The organism is Phytoactinopolyspora halotolerans (genome assembly GCF_010550675.1).
Taxonomy (GTDB): domain Bacteria; phylum Actinomycetota; class Actinomycetes; order Jiangellales; family Jiangellaceae; genus Phytoactinopolyspora; species Phytoactinopolyspora halotolerans.
In genome coordinates this window covers 52300-69142 of sequence record NZ_JAAGOA010000018.1, presented here as the reverse complement: position 1 = coordinate 69142, position 16843 = coordinate 52300, and the positions used below count along the sequence as shown (strand labels likewise).

19 protein-coding genes and 1 pseudogene are annotated in these 16843 nt (G+C 69.4%); 8 read left to right on the top strand and 12 right to left on the bottom strand.

Annotated features, from left to right (window positions below):
• The first annotated feature begins 17 nt into the window (after positions 1 to 17).
• The 3 genes and pseudogenes from G1H10_RS22565 (at position 18) to G1H10_RS22555 (ending at position 800) form a co-directional block, all read left to right on the top strand.
• Positions 18 to 458, top strand: coding sequence for an SRPBCC family protein (locus G1H10_RS22565; RefSeq protein WP_163741986.1), 441 nt, complete (start codon positions 18 to 20; stop codon positions 456 to 458).
• Between the two features lie 19 nt (positions 459 to 477).
• Positions 478 to 549, top strand: a pseudogene (locus tag G1H10_RS35120) (formylglycine-generating enzyme family protein); the annotation flags it as partial.
• Positions 550 to 608: 59 nt separating this feature from the next.
• A complete protein-coding gene (locus tag G1H10_RS22555; protein WP_163741985.1) occupies positions 609 to 800 on the top strand; it encodes a hypothetical protein in 192 nt (63 codons plus the stop codon).
• A gap of 29 nt (positions 801 to 829) precedes the next feature.
• Here G1H10_RS22555 and G1H10_RS22550 read toward each other — a convergent pair whose 3' ends face one another.
• A complete protein-coding gene (locus tag G1H10_RS22550) occupies positions 830 to 1726 on the bottom strand; it encodes an aminoglycoside phosphotransferase family protein (protein ID WP_163741984.1) in 897 nt (298 codons plus the stop codon).
• Between the two features lie 91 nt (positions 1727 to 1817).
• On the opposite strand from G1H10_RS22550, the gene G1H10_RS22545 reads away from it, so the two are divergent.
• Positions 1818 to 2162: an ArsR/SmtB family transcription factor gene (locus tag G1H10_RS22545; protein WP_163741983.1), complete on the top strand. Its 345-nt coding sequence runs from the start codon at positions 1818 to 1820 to the stop codon at positions 2160 to 2162.
• Positions 2155 to 3039, top strand: coding sequence for an SRPBCC family protein (locus tag G1H10_RS22540; protein ID WP_163741981.1), 885 nt, complete (start codon positions 2155 to 2157; stop codon positions 3037 to 3039). The genes G1H10_RS22545 and G1H10_RS22540 overlap by 8 nt, the downstream gene beginning before the upstream one ends.
• On the opposite strand, the gene G1H10_RS22535 is transcribed toward G1H10_RS22540, so the two are convergent.
• The 5 genes from G1H10_RS22535 to G1H10_RS22515 all read right to left on the bottom strand — a co-directional run bounded on the left by G1H10_RS22535 (position 3029) and on the right by G1H10_RS22515 (position 8978).
• Positions 3029 to 3730, bottom strand: a complete 702-nt coding sequence (locus G1H10_RS22535; protein ID WP_163741979.1) for a ComEA family DNA-binding protein — start codon at positions 3728 to 3730, stop codon at positions 3029 to 3031. The genes G1H10_RS22540 and G1H10_RS22535 overlap by 11 nt on opposite strands.
• A gap of 85 nt (positions 3731 to 3815) precedes the next feature.
• A complete protein-coding gene (locus G1H10_RS22530; protein WP_163741977.1) occupies positions 3816 to 5165 on the bottom strand; it encodes an ATP-grasp domain-containing protein in 1350 nt (449 codons plus the stop codon).
• Between the two features lies 1 nt (position 5166).
• Positions 5167 to 6054: a nicotianamine synthase family protein gene (locus G1H10_RS22525; protein ID WP_163741975.1), complete on the bottom strand. Its 888-nt coding sequence runs from the start codon at positions 6052 to 6054 to the stop codon at positions 5167 to 5169.
• Between the two features lie 338 nt (positions 6055 to 6392).
• Positions 6393 to 7949, bottom strand: a complete 1557-nt coding sequence (locus G1H10_RS22520; protein ID WP_163741973.1) for an acyl-CoA synthetase — start codon at positions 7947 to 7949, stop codon at positions 6393 to 6395.
• Between the two features lie 135 nt (positions 7950 to 8084).
• Positions 8085 to 8978 (bottom strand): amidohydrolase family protein, encoded by an 894-nt coding sequence (locus G1H10_RS22515; RefSeq protein WP_163741971.1) that lies wholly within the window; start codon positions 8976 to 8978, stop codon positions 8085 to 8087.
• Between the two features lie 199 nt (positions 8979 to 9177).
• Between G1H10_RS22515 and G1H10_RS22510 the strand changes: the two genes are divergently transcribed.
• The 3 genes from G1H10_RS22510 to G1H10_RS22500 all read left to right on the top strand — a co-directional run bounded on the left by G1H10_RS22510 (position 9178) and on the right by G1H10_RS22500 (position 11876).
• Positions 9178 to 10038, top strand: a complete 861-nt coding sequence (locus G1H10_RS22510) for a PaaX family transcriptional regulator (protein ID WP_163741969.1) — start codon at positions 9178 to 9180, stop codon at positions 10036 to 10038.
• Between the two features lie 98 nt (positions 10039 to 10136).
• The gene (locus G1H10_RS22505; RefSeq protein WP_163741967.1) at positions 10137 to 10931 is read left to right on the top strand and encodes an IclR family transcriptional regulator; all 795 of its coding nucleotides are present in this window, start codon (positions 10137 to 10139) and stop codon (positions 10929 to 10931) included.
• 111 nt (positions 10932 to 11042) lie between these two features.
• Positions 11043 to 11876, top strand: a complete 834-nt coding sequence (locus G1H10_RS22500; RefSeq protein ID WP_216853564.1) for an alpha/beta fold hydrolase — start codon at positions 11043 to 11045, stop codon at positions 11874 to 11876.
• 11 nt (positions 11877 to 11887) lie between these two features.
• Here G1H10_RS22500 and G1H10_RS22495 read toward each other — a convergent pair whose 3' ends face one another.
• From G1H10_RS22495 to pcaH, 6 genes are all read right to left on the bottom strand, one after another.
• Positions 11888 to 12667 (bottom strand): IclR family transcriptional regulator, encoded by a 780-nt coding sequence (locus tag G1H10_RS22495; RefSeq protein ID WP_163741964.1) that lies wholly within the window; start codon positions 12665 to 12667, stop codon positions 11888 to 11890.
• A gap of 46 nt (positions 12668 to 12713) precedes the next feature.
• Positions 12714 to 13097 carry a 4-carboxymuconolactone decarboxylase gene (gene pcaC, locus G1H10_RS22490; protein WP_163741962.1) on the bottom strand — a complete coding sequence of 128 codons (384 nt, stop codon included), beginning with the start codon at positions 13095 to 13097 and terminating at the stop codon, positions 12714 to 12716.
• Between the two features lie 73 nt (positions 13098 to 13170).
• Entirely contained in the window at positions 13171 to 13989 is an 819-nt protein-coding gene (gene pcaD, locus G1H10_RS22485; RefSeq protein WP_163741960.1) for a 3-oxoadipate enol-lactonase, read from the bottom strand.
• Positions 13990 to 13997: 8 nt separating this feature from the next.
• The gene (gene pcaB / locus G1H10_RS22480) at positions 13998 to 15374 is read right to left on the bottom strand and encodes a 3-carboxy-cis,cis-muconate cycloisomerase (RefSeq protein ID WP_163741958.1); all 1377 of its coding nucleotides are present in this window, start codon (positions 15372 to 15374) and stop codon (positions 13998 to 14000) included.
• An 83-nt stretch (positions 15375 to 15457) separates the two neighbouring features.
• A complete protein-coding gene (gene pcaG / locus G1H10_RS22475) occupies positions 15458 to 16060 on the bottom strand; it encodes a protocatechuate 3,4-dioxygenase subunit alpha (protein ID WP_163741956.1) in 603 nt (200 codons plus the stop codon).
• Entirely contained in the window at positions 16053 to 16820 is a 768-nt protein-coding gene (gene pcaH / locus G1H10_RS22470) for a protocatechuate 3,4-dioxygenase subunit beta (protein ID WP_163741954.1), read from the bottom strand. The genes pcaG and pcaH overlap by 8 nt, the downstream gene beginning before the upstream one ends.
• Positions 16821 to 16843 lie beyond the last annotated feature (23 nt).

The window sequence follows — 16843 nt, the reverse complement described above, 5'->3', positions numbered from 1 at the left end:
AGTGGTCATAATGCCTCATGCCCGTAGACGTGTCGACGGACGTCATCATCCGCCGACCCCGTGACGTGGTGGCCTCCTACGCTGCCGATCCGACCAATGCGCCGGACTGGTACGTCAACATCGAATCGGTCCAGTGGCGGACGACGCCTCCCATCGGCGTGGGGTCGCAGATGGACTTCGTCGCCAGGTTCTTGGGCCGTCGTCTCGCATACACATACGAGATCGTCGAGCTGACGCCGCGCAAGAGTCTGATCATGCGGACCGCCGACGGGCCGTTCCCGATGGAGACGACCTACACCTGGGAAGCCCTCGGCGCGGACACCACGCGGATGACGCTACGGAACCGGGGGATGCCCGCAGGCTTCTCAGCCGTGCTGACGCCGTTCCTGGCGGCGGCGATACGGCGCGCGAACCGCAAGGATCTCGACCAGCTCCGCGCGATCCTCGAACGCGGCTGATCTCTCGTCCACCAGGCGCCGCGCCTCGGTACGGCGTCGCAGCCACCCGGACGATCGCATCGACGACGTCGGCTTCCGCGTCGCACGGTGAGCGAGGGCACGAGCGGGTATCTGAGACGAGAACAGAGCAGACCCCGTTGGAGGTGCGTCGTGGCGGCGAGCGAGAGTGACCGCGCGTTCTTCTGGGGCGGCGCCATCATCGTCGCCTTGATCTTCGGCATCGGCTTCTGGATACGCGTCTCACCCGTCGTCGGCGTGACCAGCGGCCTCGCAGCCGGCGCCGCCTGGCTGCTACTCGGGACGGTCGGGCGCCGCCGACGCCGCCGAAACCGACGCGGGTAGACCATCCGTGCCCCGAGGGCACGGCCCACTCAGCCGTGCATGACCTGATCGAGTACGTGTCGACCGATCTCCGCCATCCGTGGGTTGTCATCGGAGTGCACCGCAATAGCGGTACCCATGTTCAGCGCCCAGCCACGGGCGCGCGTCCACGTCGACTGATCGACACCGGCCAGTTCGTCGAGCGTCGCCCGGAAGGCCGCGCGCCCCGCGGCATCGAAGACCATCCACGCAGCCGCCAGATCGGTGGCGGGATCGCCGCTGGTCAGGTCTCCGAAGTCGAGAACGGCCGCAAGGCGCAAGGCGCCGCTGTGCGGATCCTCCCGCAGCAGCAGGTTAGCCGGATGCGGATCGCCGTGGACCCAGACCGTGGGGCCCGGCCATGGGTCGGCCTCGACGAACCCGCTCCAGAGCGCCCACACCGTGTCCGCCTCCGCGATGGTGCCGGTGTCCAACCGTTGACGCACCGCGTCCGTGCGCGACCGCAGCGCCACACCACGCACCGGGTTGGCCGGCGCGTCGTCCGGCGCGGGTACGTGCAGTTCGGCCATGAACTCGGCCACGTCACGCGCCGCCGAAGCGCGCCGATGCGGCGGCAGTTCGGCGGCCGGCGTCCCATCGATCCACGGCCCGATCGTCCACGGCCAGGGATACCCGTCACCTGGAACGCCGACGCGCACCGGGGCGGGGATGGGTGTACTGAGCTGCTCGGCCAGCATCGGTAGCCACCGCTGCTCATGTCGGGTCAGCTCCACCGCCACCTGACGACGCGGCAACCGCACGCACAGGTCGTCGCCGAGCCGGTAGATGGCGTTGTCCCAGCCGTGCGCGACCAGCTTCAGCGGTCCCGCCAGGTCCGGATGCTGTGCGGCGACCAGGCGTTGGACGAGGCCGGCGTCGATCGAGACCTCGGCGGCTGGGGTATCCACAGCAGGTCATCATTCCAAAGTGAGCTAGCCGACCGCGCGCGGGCGCTACATTCTCTTGCGGTTATATAACCCATATAGTATGTTCGCTGTCATGCCGTTCGACGTACTCGCCGAACCTGTCCGGCGACAGATCCTCGACCTGCTGCGGGAACGCCCACGCATGGTCGGCGAGCTGACCGAGACGCTGGGCCTGAGCCAGCCGGGCACATCGAAACACCTCAGAGTGCTCCGCGACGCGGGCCTGGTCCGGGTCCGGCGGGATGCGCAACGTCGCTGGTACGAGCTGAACCCGGAGCCGCTGCGGCACATCGACGAGTGGTTGACGCCGTACCGGTGGATGTGGGACTCGCGCCTTGACGCGCTGGAACGGCATTTGGACACCATGCCCGACGAACCCGAGCATTCGGGTGACGACCAGAGAGACCCTCATGAGTGAATCCCTGACCACCACCTCCGACGGCCGCGCCATGCTGCGGATGGAACGACGGCTGGCCCACCCGCCCGCCAAGGTCTGGCGAGCGATCACCGAGCCCGACCACCTCAGCCGGTGGTTTCCGATGACGGTCGTGGCGATCGACCTACGCGTCGGCGGCGCCCTGCGCCTGGATCTCGGCACCGACCCGCATGTCCCCGGTGATTCGTTCGACGACCTGCCGATCACCGAGGTGGATCCGCCCCAGCTGTTCGAGTTCAACTGGCAGGGTGAGGTGCTGCGCTGGGAACTGACGCCCGCCGACGAAGGCTGCCTGCTGGTGTTCACCCACACCTTCGATGACAGGGCGGGCGCCGCCAGCTTCGCCTCCGGCTGGGAGGTGTGCATCGACGCGATGGAGAACGTGCTCGACGGCGAACCCATCCCGGACGCTCAGCCGTCGGCCGAGCTGCACGACGCCTACGTGGACACCTTCGGTCTCGACGTCGGCACGATCGACACCACCGAGGACGGCTGGCAGGTCCGCTTCGAGCGCCAGCTGACCGCGCCCGCGCACGTCGCCTGGTCAGTGCTCACCGGCGACGCGGTCGACGTGGGCGCTGCGCCGCCGCCGTCGTCGTTCACCGCCGACGCAGCGCCGCCGGCCCGCGTGACGACGGTGGAGGCACCGAACCTGCTGGAGTACACGTGGCAGGCCGACGGCGGCCCCGCGGGACACGTGCGCTGGGAGATGCGTGACGAGAACGGTACGGGGCACGGCGCCCGGCTCGTCGTCACCCAATCGGGCGGTGCGGAGACCAAGGACCACGCGGACCTGGCCCTGCGCTCATGGCCGGCACCGATCCGGCAGCTTGCCGAGCGGCTGCGCACTAGGGCGTGACACCACGCCCGCCCCGGGACGGCAGGAACGGCAGCACGACGATCCGGTCCGCTCCCCGCTCCAGCAGGACGGGATCGATACCGGACAGCGCACCTATCTCGGTGGCAGAGGCGTACCCGTGCCGGGCATCCCGCTCGGCGACGAACGTCTCCACCACGGCAGGCGGCCAGCCCAGCCCGTGCACGATCACGGAGGCGGGGGCGTTGTTGAGATCCACCAGCCCGCCGTCGTCGTACGTCGTCGGTATGTCCGGTCGGCCGATACCGAGCTCGAGCGCCATGGCCGGGTCGTGTTCGGCGATCTCGCGGGCCGCCTGGCGGCGTTCGCGCTCGTCCAGCACGCGCTGCACAGCCGGGTCGACGCGGGGCCGTTCGGTGCCGAAGACGATCTTCCGGCCGACCGCCGCCGCGACCACTCCGCCGACGGCACCCACGATCACCGGCGCCCCGAGCGCGGAACCGTCCACGTCTGCGGCGGTCAGGCCGATCGTCACCGCTGAGATCGCCGCCAGCGACGCAGCCGCGGCGAGCCATCCCGCGGTCCGCGCTCGCCAGTAGGTCTGCGTCGCCGGAACGAAAGCCAGGAAGCTCAGGCTGATCACGGGTATGAGCATCCAGAGCACCTGGCCGAGGCCACGCGCCGCCGCCGTCAGCACGGAGGTGTCACGCTCTCGGGTGGAGTCCCGTCCCATGGTGAACAAGCGTGCCACACCCCGCCGGCACCGCCGTCCGCGATGGCGGCACCGCCGTCCGCGATGGCGCGCCGGCGCTGGACAGCTACCGGAGGTGAGACACCGCCGTCGCGGGTGGCGGTGTCATGACAAGCCCGCTCGGGATACCCAGAGGCTGCGCCGTCTCGCCGTCGTCGAAATGCAGCCGGAGACCGCCGACCAACGTCTCCGCATGCGCCCGTGCGGCGTCGCCGTCTGGATCGGCGACCAGCACGTGACCGATGTAGGCGTCGTTGTCGCGCGGACGGTGGGCCGTCACCGGCGCCGGTGTCATGGTCCAGCGGTGGACTCGCGGGTCCGCCTCGAGCGCCTCCAGGCCCGAGATTCGCCGCACGGTTCCCTGCCGGGGAGACATCACGAAGACGACGGCGGCACTCCGCGCGGTCGCCCGGCGGGAACGGATCGTCTCCGTGCCGAGCCGGGGCATCCGGCCGAGCGCCAGGTCGACCAGCATCTCGAGCGGATGCGTCCCGGTCACCACATCCACCAGGTCGAAGATGTACCCGCCGCCCTGCCGCGGGTTCACCTCCACCAGCCGTGGTCCGTCCGGCGTGATCATCACCTCGGTGTGGCTCAGACCGTGTGTGTATCCGATCGCGGCCAGCACGTCCCGGACGAAGTCCTCGACCTCCCGGGCGACACCCGGGTCAAGGCGCGCCGGGAACATGTGTCCCGATTCCACGCATGCGGGTGGAGCGGTGACACTCTTGTCCGTGATGCCGATGACGGTCGTCGTTCCGCCGTAGGTCACCGCCTCGACGCTGACCTCCTGGCCCCGCAACCGCTCCTCCAGCAGAAGCAGGCGCCGCAGCGGCTGACCACGGGTGTTCCGCTCCAAGCCGGCGACGGCCCAGAAGGCGTCCTTCAGGGCGGCCTCGTCCCTGATGATCTCGACGGCCGTACCGGCGTTCAGATCGACCGGCTTGGCGACCAACGGTGTTCCGATCCGCTGGGCCGCCGCACGTGCATGCTTCCAGTCGGCCACGACCGCGAACCGCGGGTTCGGCAGCCCGGCGTCGTCGAGGGCCGCCCGGACCAGATGTTTCTGGTTCGCACGGCGCATCACCTCCGGCCGCGCTCCGGGCAGCCCGAGTGCCGCGGCCACGGCGGCGACGGTGTCCAGGTAGTAGTCGCACGTGCTCAGCACGCCGTCGACGGGTCGCCGGGACGCGAGCGCGGACGCGGCTTCGACCACGGCCTCCGGGCTGTTGGTATCCGCCACCACGATCTCGTCCGCCTCGGCCACGACCGGATGCGGCCGCCCATCGGCGGTCGGCGGGTAGAGCGCGGGATCTCGGGTCAGCAGGACGTACTCGTGCCCGAGCCGGCGGATGATCGGGGGCAGACAGAGGCCGGTCGAATGCAGCCAGCTCTCCACCATGAGCAAGGTCGCCATGTCAGCCCTCCTCACCCTGGTCACGACGGCGTCCGACGCCATCGGCGCGCAGCACGATCGCCGAGTTGATCACCTCGTCGTCCGGATGCACGGTGGCCAGCACCTCGAACCCCGCGGAGGCGCTCGGGGTCACCTCCGGGTAGAGCAACGTCCGCATGCCGCGCGCACTGCGCAACAACAACAGCGCGCCCGGATCCATCGCCGTGGCCAGGTGACACAGCAACGCATCCTTGTCCGCGGCCGTCTCTCCGACCAGGGCGGCGAGTACCACCACGTCGTAGCCGCGCAGATCCACCGACGCCGCGTCGGCGTGGCGGAAGCGGACATCCGTCCGGCCCAGGGCCTCCGCCAGCATGCGCGAGCCGGCGACCACGTCGGCGTCGCGGTCGATGTTGTGCACCGGAACCTCGAGATGATCCGCGAGAAAGAACGAGCTCAGCGGAAGCGGCCCGGAGCCGACGAAGGCCACGGTGCGCGGAGCTCGCTGGTCCGCGCGTGCCGCACGGAACCATGCATGGTCGAGCGCCGCGGCCTCCATCCGGATCAGCCGCCGGTAATTGTCCAGGTAAGGGAAGCGGTGCAGCTCACCCTGCGGGTCGGCGCTACGGCATATGCGTTCGGCCCAGCGGCGTTCCAGCTCGGTCTCCCCGCGCGCGCATAGGCGGCGTAGATGAGGGGTCGATGCCCGCACCGCCGGATCCTCGAGAACGCTGAGCGCGACCGGCTCCGGCGTGTTGAGCACGAGCTGGACCAGCCGGCCGAAGAGGCCGTCGACATGCGGACCGGGCGTCAGGTCGGGGCAACTGTCCAGGGCTCGGTAGATCGAGCACACCGCGGCCGCGACGTCGGCATCCGTCGTGGCGGGAATCCGGGTGTCGAGCAGGGTCATCGGAGCACCCCGTTCCGCACCGAGCGGTGCTCACGGCAGACGTGGCGGGCACCCGCACCGGCACACTGTCGGTGCAGGGTGGCCATCGAATCCGCGGCATATCTGGAACGAAGCAGGCAATTCAGTTCAATTTTGGTTATGAGATTCATGTTCATCGCGGATCATCGTGCCACATCAGCGCAGCTGCTTGCCGTGGTTTCGCGCACTTCACGATGATCCTTTTCGCATCTGCGCGGCCCCCGACCGCCCCCCCAAGTCCTAAATGATCATGTGAAGTGGGTTTTCGCGTGCTCTACCATGCCTGCAGACCTGTTGGTGCACGAGAAAGCCCGGTAAGGTCAGGGCCGTGTGTACGTTTCGCGCAAGCGCCGTTTGAGCAGCTTGCCGGCCGCGTTGCGCGGCAGCCCATCGGCGAAAACGACCGACTTGGGCAACTTGTACCGAGCGAGCTTGCCGTCCAGGAAGTCCAGGATCTCTCGCTCCGTCGCCTCCCGCCCGGCACGGAGTACCACGACGGCGCGGCCGACCTCACCCCAGCGTTCGTCGGCGACGCCGATCACCGCACACTCCGCGACCGCCGGATACTGGTAGAGCACCTGCTCCACCTCGGCCGGATAGACGTTCTCTCCGCCGGAGATGAACATGTCCTTCACCCGGTCCACCACGTAGGTGTGCCCGTCGTCGTCCACCGTCGCGGCGTCGCCGGTGCGCAGCCAGTCCCCCTCAGCGAAGGCCGCACTGGTCGCTTCGGGAAGACCCCAATAGCCGGCCATGACGTTGGGGCCCTGGACCAAGATCTCCCCCACCTCGCCGGATCCGGCGCTGACGTCGGACAGGTCGGGACGGACAACCCGGACATCGGTGAAGAAGCATGCCGTGCCGGCCGAACCGATCTTCTCCGTGCTTTCGGCGGCGCGCAGGAAGAGCGCCCCCGGTGAGGTCTCGGTGAGGCCGTAACCCTGGAGGAACACCAATCCTCGGTCCTGGTAGGTCCGGATCAACGCCTCCGGGACGGGAGCCCCACCACACATCAGGGTCCGCACGGACGACAGGTCGGCATCCGGCCAGCGCGGCGATTGGACCATCGCGAGGAACATCGCCGTGACGCCGAACATCCACGTCACCCGATGCTCGACGATCAGGTCGAACGCTCGATCCGGATCGAAGCGGGACATCAGCACCGACGTACCGCCCTTGAGCACGGTGGGCAGGAACAGCTGGTTCAGTGCAGCGGTGTGGAACATCGGGGCGCTGACCAGGCTCACCTCATCCTGTGCCACGTCGACGTCGAGCAGGATGTTGTAGCAGTTCCAGGTGATGTTGGCGTGGGTGAGCATCACACCCTTCGGCCGGCCGCTGGTGCCGGAGGTGTATTGGATCATGCACACGTCGTCGAGCTCGACGTCGTCGTCGATAGGGTCAGCCGGGGCTTCGGCGAGCAGCTCGTCGTAGATCAGCGCCCCGCTGTCACCTCCGTCGTCGCCGCTCTGGCCGTTCCGCGCACCGACCCTGATCTGGTGACGGACATCCGCCTCGGCACGGAGGGCGGACACCGTCTCCGCAAGCGCGGAGTCCCAGAGCAGTACTTCGGCACCGGCGTCCTTGAGGATGAAGGCCAGCTCCGGCGCCGCCAGCCGGGTGTTGAGCGGGACGAAGATCGCACCGATCACGCCCGTGGCGAACAACGTCTCGGCCAGCTCCGGGCGGTTCAACCCGAGGTAGGCGACCCGGTCACCGCGGCGCACGCCGAGGCCGCGGAGCGCATGCGCCAGCCGGGTCACCCGCTGCTGCAACTCGCCGTAGGTGATCGATGTCGATTCGTGCACGATCGCGGCACGGTGCGGCGTCATCCGGGCGCGCCGCGCCGGCCACGACCCCACTCCCTGGTTTCGCATCGCCGCCTCCTCGCCTTCGCCTCGCCTCGCGTCGTGTCGCCTTCGCCGCACCTAAATGATCATGTGAAGTAGGTTTTCTCGTGCCCAACCATGTCTGCAGACCTGTTAGCGCACGAGAAAACCTACTTCACATGATCATTTAGGTCGGGTGTCTAGGTGCAGAAGGCGGGCTGCGTTCTCCTTGAGGATCAGTGGCCGCACCTCGGGCTTGATGTCCAGCTTCTCGAAGTCGGCGAGCCACCGGTCCGGGGTGATCGCCGGGTAGTCCGATCCGAACAACACCTTCTCCTTCAGCAGCGAGTTGGCGTAGCGGACCAGCTGCGGCGGGAAGTACTTCGGCGACCACCCGGACAGGTCGATGTGGACCTGCGGTTTGTGGGTGGCGATCGCCAACGCTTCGTCCTGCCACGGGAACGACGGGTGAGCCAGGATGATCGGCAGCTCGGGGAAATCCGCCGCCACATCGTCCACGTGCAACGGGTTCGAGTACTTCAGCCGGATACCGGCGCCGCCGCGGACACCCGCGCCGATCCCGGTCTGCCCGGTATGGAACAGCGCCGGCAATCCGAGCTCCTCGAGCGCCTCGTAGAGCGGATACGCCATCCTGTCGTTCGGGAAGAACTCCTGCAACGACGGGTGGAACTTGAACCCGCGGACGCCGTGATCGCGCGCCAGCACCCGAGCACGACGGGCCGCTGCCCGCCCTCTCCACGGGTCGATGCTGGCGAACGGGATCAGGATGTCCGCATGCTCCGCGCACGCGGCCGCGACCTCCTCGTTCCGGATGGGCGGATGTCCGGTCGCCGCCTCCGCATCGACGGTGAAGACCACCGCGGCGATACGTCGCTCCCGGTAGTACTCGGCCATCTGCGCGATGGTGGGAGGCGGACCCGACGCCTTGAAGTACGCGCCCTTGGCGGCCTCGAGCTCCGGGCTGAGCGATGGGTGGCCATCTGCTGAGATCTCCGCGTGCGTGTGCACGTCGACGGCGACCAGGTCTGCTACGTCGAAGGTGCCGGGCTCGGACACGTCCACCTCCCTGATCGCACAGCCGGCGGTTGCGCCCGTGGCCGGCAAGGATGCGGACCCCGGCCACGGGCCGATGGGCAACCGTGGCGCCGACTTTAGGCTGTTTCATGACGACCGTCAACAGCTTGCACATTTACACTGGTGGAGACAGACTGGTCGCGCGATCGACGCGCCCATACGCACCCACGGAGGTCACAGGATGCCTGGTGACGGCTCCGCACCAGACGTCGACGCAGATCCGCGTCCGCCCCGGCCGGAGTCGTTGCTTCTCGCGTTCTGCGGCGCTCATCTGTTGGACCACGACCGATGTGTCGCCGTCGGCAGTGTCATCGAGCTGCTCGCCCGCCTCGATGTCAGCGAGCCGGCCACTCGTGCCGCGCTCAACCGCATGACCAAGCGCGGCCTGTTCCACAGCGTCCGGCAGGGACGGCATGTCTATCTGAGGCTCACCACCCAGGCCGAGACCATCCTCCGGGACGGCGGCGTCCGGCTGGAATCGGAGACGGTGCGGCGCGAGTGGGACGGGACGTGGACCCTGCTCGCCTTCTCGGTACCGGAGAGCCGCCGCGCCGAACGGCATACCCTCCGCACCCACCTCGGCTGGGCCGGTTTCGGCCTGCTCCAGAACGGACTCTGGATTTCGCCGTCCCCGCTCGACATCTCACCCACGCTGGCCGAACTGGGCCTGCTCAATTACGTCAAGATCTTCCGCGTCGAGGCCACCAGCACCGATCCACGCAGTATCGCGGCCGAGGCGTGGGATCTCACCTCTCTCGCAGACGGCTATGCGGCGTTTCTGCGGCGCTGGACGGACGGCGGTCCGGAACACCACGACGAGCTCTGCCGCCAGGTGCTGCTCGAGACCGAGTGGCTCTTGCTGATCCGTGAAGATCCACGGCTACCGCTGGAACTGCTCCCAGAGGGCTGGCCGGGTGTCCGGTCTGAGGAGGTGTTCTGGTCTCTTCGCCGGCAGCTCGACCGTCCGGCCCGCCGGCTCGCCGACGCGTCGCTGTCCTGGATGCCGCTCGAAGACCGCAGCCGCACCGCGACGCCCCGGTAACCGCGGGCCGGCCCGCAGCGCACCGGCAACCTGCGGCCGCTCCGCCATGCCCCGGTAACCTGAGGCGATCGGATACGCGACGAGGGAGTTCACGCGGCATGGGGAGTAGGAACACGCGTCCGCCGCGGTCGCTGGTCAGCAAGACGCTCGACGTCCTCGACGCGTTCTCGCCGGAGCATCCCGCACTCACCCTCTCCGACATCAGCAGCCGCAGCGGTCTCCCCCTCACCACGACCCACCGCATCGTGAAAGACCTCACCGCTTGGGGTGCGCTGGAACGGAACGACGACGGCCGGTACCACATCGGATTGCACCTATGGGAGGTCGCCGCACTGGCTCCGCGCGGATTGGGACTGCGCGAGGTGGCACTGCCCTACATGGAGGATCTCTACGGTGTGACCCAGGAGAACGTGCAGCTGGCTGTCCGGGAGAACGTGGAACTGGTCTTCGTGGAACGGCTCACCGGCCGGCACGCCGTGCCCGTCCGCACCCGGGTGGGCGGACGGTTCGCGCTGCACGCCACCGGCGTGGGACTCGTCCTGCTCGCGTTCGCCCCGCACGACGTGCAGGAACAGATCCTCGCCAGCCCGCTGGAGAGCTGGACGGAGAAGACCATCGCCGACCCGGAGATGCTGCGCCGCGTCCTCGCCGACGTGCGCCGGACCGGAATCGCGGTCAGCGATCGCCAGGTCACCATGGACGCCGTCTCGGTGGCCGCGCCGATTCTGGGTGCCGACGACGGGGTGGTCGCGGCGCTCTCCGTCGTCGTACACGCCGACGACGCTGACCCGGTCGCGCTGGCCCCGGCCGTCCGTACCGCAGCCCGCGGCATCTCCCGCGCGCTCGGTTCGCCGTCGGCCCGCCGACGTCCGGACAGTCCCATACCGCGCTAGTGCCTACCCATGACCGGACGCCCACACCGACAGTGTCATGCGGGGCCGCCGGGGGTACCTGATCGGCGAGGAGTGCCCCGCTCACCTGCCGTGCAGGCGAAAGGAACTACGGTGACCTGGATATTGCCCGAAGAGTTTGGGACGGATGGCGGAGTCATACGTTGGGCTCGGCTCGGCGGCTCGCTGGACCCGATCGTTTTGGTGCACGGCACGCCGTACTCCTCGTATCTGTGGCGCGACATCGCGCCGGCGCTCGCGCTCACCCGCACCGTCTTCGTCTTCGACCTCCTCGGCTACGGGCAGTCCGATCAGCGCGAAGGCCAAGACCTCACGTTGGCCGCGCAGACACGCCGGTTCGTGGATCTTCTCGCACATTGGGACATCGGCAGCCCCAGTGTGGTCGCCAATGACATCGGCGGCGCCATCGCCTTGCGAGCCATGCTTCTCGAGGGCGCCGCCTACCGCGATCTCACCATCTTCGACGCGGTCAGTGGGGGCGCATGGGAACGTGGCCTGTTCAAGCTCATCCGCGACCACCCCGGGGCCTTCGATCACCTGCCCGACTACGCCCACGAGTCACTTGTGGTCAGTCACCTCAACAACGCCACTCACCTCGGGTTCCGGCCCGACGTACTCACAGCGCATCTGGCCCCGTGGCGCGGTCCCCACGGGCAAGCCGCCTACTATCGGCAGTATCGGCAGCTCTCCGAGTCCGACACTGCGCCGTACGAGGCCCGGCTCCCGCGTATCGAGGTGCCGGTGAAGGTCCTCTGGGGCCGCGAGGATCGCATACTGCCCCCGGAATACGGCACGTGGCTACACGAACGGATTCCCCACGCCGAACTGCACTGGGTGGACGACGCGGGTCACCTGCTGCAGGAAGACGCGCCCGCCCAGCTGCTGTCGCACCTGCTCTCCGGCTTCGACGCCGAGCGCCGCAGTTGAGCGTGAGCCGGTCACGGATGATGGGCGCGGGCGATGTCGGCCGAGATCGCCTCCGCGGTCTCCCGCAGCGGTGGCAGCAGGTCACGACGGATCGCGCTGGCCGAGCCGCGGCTGGTGTGCGCGGACACGTTCAATGCGGCCACGACGTGTCCGTCCCGGTCCCGAACCGGCACCGCCATCGAGCGCAGGCCCTCCTCCAGCTCCTCGTCGACCAGGCAATAGCCGTCGGTACGCACCCGATCGAGCACCGCACGCAGTTCCTCCCGATCCGTGATGGTCTTCGGCGTGAGCGGGTCCAGCTTGACCCGGGACAGGTAGTCGTCGAGACGGGCCGGATCCTGGTGGCTGAGCAGAACCCGCCCCATCGAGGTGGCGTAGGCGGGGAACCGGGTGCCCACGCTGATCACCACGCTCATGATCCGTTTGGTCGGGACCCGGGCGACGTAGACGACGTCGTCGCCGTCGAGCACCGCCATCGAGCAGGACTCCCGGATCCGCTCCACCAGCCGCTCCATCGAGGGCATGGCCAGTTCCGGCAGCGACAGGCTGGACAGGTACGCGTAGCCCAGCTCCAGGATGCGTGGGCGGAGGGAGAACAGCCGACCGTCGGTGCCGACGTAGCCGAGCTCCACGAGCGTATGCAGGAATCGTCGCGCGGCCGCCCGCGTCAGCCCGGTCGCTCTCGCGACGTCGCTGAGCGTGAGTTGCGGGTGGTCGGCGTCGAACGCCCGGATGACCGCGAGCCCTCGTTCCAGGGACTGGACGAAGTCGGCGCCCCGCTCCTCGTTCATGCCGACCACGCTACTGGCCGTGGCGGGACGAAGCCTCCTGCACGCATCAGCTCAGCCCTTCCTCGCTCAAGACCTGCTGCGCGGCCGCGAATGCACGGTTCGCGGCCGGGACGCCAGCATAGACCGCCACCTGCAACAGGATCTCCTTGATCTCGTCCGCCGTCAGTCCGTTCCGCAACGCGGCGCGTACATGCATGCCCAGCTCCTGGTCGTGGTGGAGCGTGGCCAGCATCGCCAGGGTGATGCAGCTACGCGTACGACGATCCAGGCCGGGCCGAGACCAGATGTCGCCCCAGGCGTAACGAGTGATCAGGTTCTGGAAGTCGGCGGTGAAGTCAGTGGTGCGCGCGCCGGCGCGGTCGACATGCTCGTCGCCGAGCACCGCTCGCCGTACCGCCATGCCCCCGTCGTAGCGTTCGTCGTCGGTCACGCTCTCACCCCGTTCTTCCCGTCTCCGCGCCGCGTTGCACGCCGTTCGCACCGCACGATCGCAAGGCTGCGGCCTAAGCCGATTCACCGGCAGAGGTCCGCAGGTGGTCCAGGAGCAGCCCGCTGACCTCCTCCGGACGTTCCACACTACCGAGATGTGCTGCCGGCCGGACCGTCTCCACCCGGACCGGTGCACCGCCCTGAGCCACCCCGTCGGCGACGGTCCGCGCGTGCTCGATCGGCGTCGCCGGATCCTGCTCGCCGGCGACGACGAGCGTCGGGCTGCGTACCTGGGACAGCACCGGCCGCAGATCCATCGCGGCGATCGCCTCGCAACAGCCCGCATATCCTTCCGCCGGTGTCCGCAGCAGGTCGTCGTAGAGCGCCTTCGCCGCGGCTGTCTCCGCGAACGCCGACGTGAACCAGCGCGCGACGACGCGGTCCGCCACCGCCGCCATCCCGCCGTCGCGGACGGTCGCCGCGCGCTCGCGCCACCCGTCCGCCGGGGGCAGGTGTGCCGAGGAGCAGATCACGGCCAACCGGTCGACGCGCTCCGGAAAGGCGGCCGCGGCCTGCAGCGCGACCATGCCACCGAGCGAGAGGCCGCCGAGATGGGCCCGGCGCACACCGAGCTCGTCCAGCAGGCCTATCAGGTCCGCCGCCAACCCTTCGATCGAGTACGGCCCCGGCGGCACCTCGGACGCGCCGTGTCCCAGATGGTCGTAACGGATCACCCGGAACGACGCGCTCAGGGCGTCCAGCTGCGGATCCCACATGGCACGCGTGGTTCCCAGCGAGCTGCCCAGCACCACTACCGGCGCGTCCGCCGGTCCATGAATGTCGTACCCGAGCCGATGCCGCTCCCGACGTCCGACGCCGTGATCATCAACCATCGGCCCGGTCATGGTGCGACCACCCGTTGACGATCATGGGCGCGAAGGTGCCGGTCGATGACGGCATCGGCCGCACCCAGTGCGTGTACAGGATCGAGCCGGGCGGCCAGTTCGCCCTCGTCGACGGCGTCGGCGACGGCCGGGTCGTGACGGAGGACCGCCACCAGCTCGAGGCCGCCGCCAGGCGCCTCGTCCAGCGCCGCGCGCACCGCGTCCTGTGCCGCGGCCCGGCCGAGCACCGGAATCAGCGGGGCGGCCAGCGACTCAGAGAAGACGCCGGGAGCCGCGGCATCGAGGTTGCGACGCATCACCACCGGGTCCACGTCCAAGCCGTCCAGCACCGACGCGGTATGCGCCGCGGCGCCGCCGGACAGCCGGAGCAACTCACGCAACGGAGCCCATTCGGCGTGCCAGGAACCGGTGGCGCGGTCCTGTTCGTGCAACCCGCTGGCGAGCAGCGTGCCGACCAGTCCCGGGCTCCGCCGGGCCGCCGCCACGACCAGCACGGAGGCGACCGGGTTGCGCTTATGCGGCATGGCCGAGGAACCGCCCGGCGCTCCCTCCGCGACCTCTGCGATCTCGCCCTGCGACTGCAGGATGACGTCGGTGGCCACCTTGCCGCACGCGGCGACGGCGACGCCGAGCGCCGAACCGAGAGTCTGCACCCGCGATCGTTCGGTGTGCCACGGCACCCCGGGGTCCGCCAGTCCCAGCTCGTCGGCCAGATGTGCCATCACCTGCACCCCGGCGGCCAGCGGCTCGCTCCCCCGCCCGTCTGCGGGCCCGGCGTCGTATCCGGCCAGGGTGCCGGCGGCGCCACCGAGCTGAACCGCGAGCACCTCGTCCCGGATCCTCGTCAGCTCAGCGTTCGCCGCGTCCAGACCGGCCAGCCAGTTCGCTGCCCGCAGGCCGAACGTCGTCGGTTGTGCCGGTTGGCCGAGCGTGCGCGCGACCATCACCGTCCGCCGGTGATCCCTGGCGAGGCGAGCAGCGGCGTCGCCGGCCGCGCGCAGGTACTGCAGCACTGGCTCCAATGCCCGCCTCGCCAGCAGCTGCAAGGCGGTGTCGAGGATGTCTTGGCTGGTGGCTCCTCGATGGACGGCGTCTTGGGCATGCTCCGGCACGGCCGCGGCGAGGTCTCGCACGAGCGGAACCACGGGGTTGCCCGCCGCGACCGCTCGTCGGCCCAACTCCTCGGCGTCCACGTCCAGTGTCGACGCCGCCTCCGCGACGGCCGCCGCGGCGTCGTCGGAGACCAGCCCGGCCCGGGCGAGCGCACGAGCCAGCGCGGCCTCGACGTCGAGCAGCGCGCGCACCAGCGCCCCGTCGCCGACCTCGCGGTCGACCGCCGGGTCGCCGTCCAGCGCCTCCAGCAGCCCCGCCATCTCACCTCCTCCTCCCGTGATCACCAACCGTTGGACCGGTCAGAGACGGTCGATCGGTCGATGATCACGGGCAGTCCGGCTCGTCAGACCTCGAAGAAGATCGTCTCCCCGTCGCCCTGGAGCCGGATGTCGAACCGGAGCCCGCCGTCGCCGTCCGGCTCCGCCACCAGCGTGCCACGCCGATCCGGCGGAACCGCGGACATCACCGGATCCGCCGCGTTGGCGGCGTCCTCGTCCGGGAAGTAGATCCGGGTCACCACCCGGTCGAGCAGGCCACGCGCCAGCACGGTGACGTCCAGGTGCGGCGCCTCCGTCCCGCCGTCCGGGCACGGCAACGGACCGGGTTTCACCGTCAGCACCCGGTACCGCCCGTCCGCGTCGGTGTCGCAGCGCGCGAAACCGCGGAACCCCGGTATCGACGGCTTCGCCGCGCCGCGCGGATCGTCCGGGTGGTCGAATCGGCCGTCGGGGTCCGCCTGCCAGGTCTCGACCACGGCGTCCGGCACCGGTTGCCCGGCGCCGTCGTACACGGTGCCGGTGATCCACACCGCCCCCGCCGTGCCCTCCGGCACCACATACGGTCCGTCCGGCCAGGGCAGGCCGATGTGCAAGAACGGCCCGACGGTCTGGGACGGGGTGACGCCCAACCGGCCGCCCGCGCCCACCGCCGCGTTCTGATCACTCATCGTCGTCGTCCTCCTCTTCGAAGACGCTGGCCTGCGGACCGCGCAGGACGATGTCGAAGCGGAACCCCAAGGCCCACTCCGCCTCCGTGGCACTGTGGTCGTAGTGGCACAGCATCCGCTGCCGCGCGTTCTCGTCGCGCACCGAGTTCCACATCGGGTCCTGGAAGAACAGCGGATCGTCGGGAAAGTACATCTGGGTGATCAGCCGCTGGGTGAACGCGCGGCCGAACAGGGAGAAGTGGATGTGCGAGGGGCGCCACGCGTTGTCATGGTTGCGCCACGGATAGATGCCCGGCTTGACCGTCACGAACCGGTAGTGGCCGTCGGCGTCGGTCATGCAGCGGCCCACTCCGGTGAAGTTCGGATCCAGCGGCGCCGGCCAGTTGTCGCCGGTGTGGCGGTACCGGCCGGCCGCGTTGGCCTGCCAGACCTCCACCAGCGTGTTCGGCACCGGCCGTCCGTCCTCCTCCAGGACCCGGCCGTGCACGATGATCCGCTGCCCCTGCGGCTCGCCGTCGTGCTGACGGGTGAGGTCGTGGTCGAGTTCGCCGACCCGTTCCTCGCCGAGCAGCGGCCCGGTCACCTCGGTCAGCCGCTGCGGCATGAGCTGCAACGGCTGCGTCGGATGCCGCAGCGCGGTGGACCGGTACTCCGGTGAGTCGAGCGACGGGTGGACGTCCTTCGGGATCGGATAATGCGGGAGCACCAGTCCGCCGCGGGTCACGGCGCCCGGGGCGCGGATGTCGTCCAGTCCGGTCATGTCGTCAGGCCCTTCGCGGTATC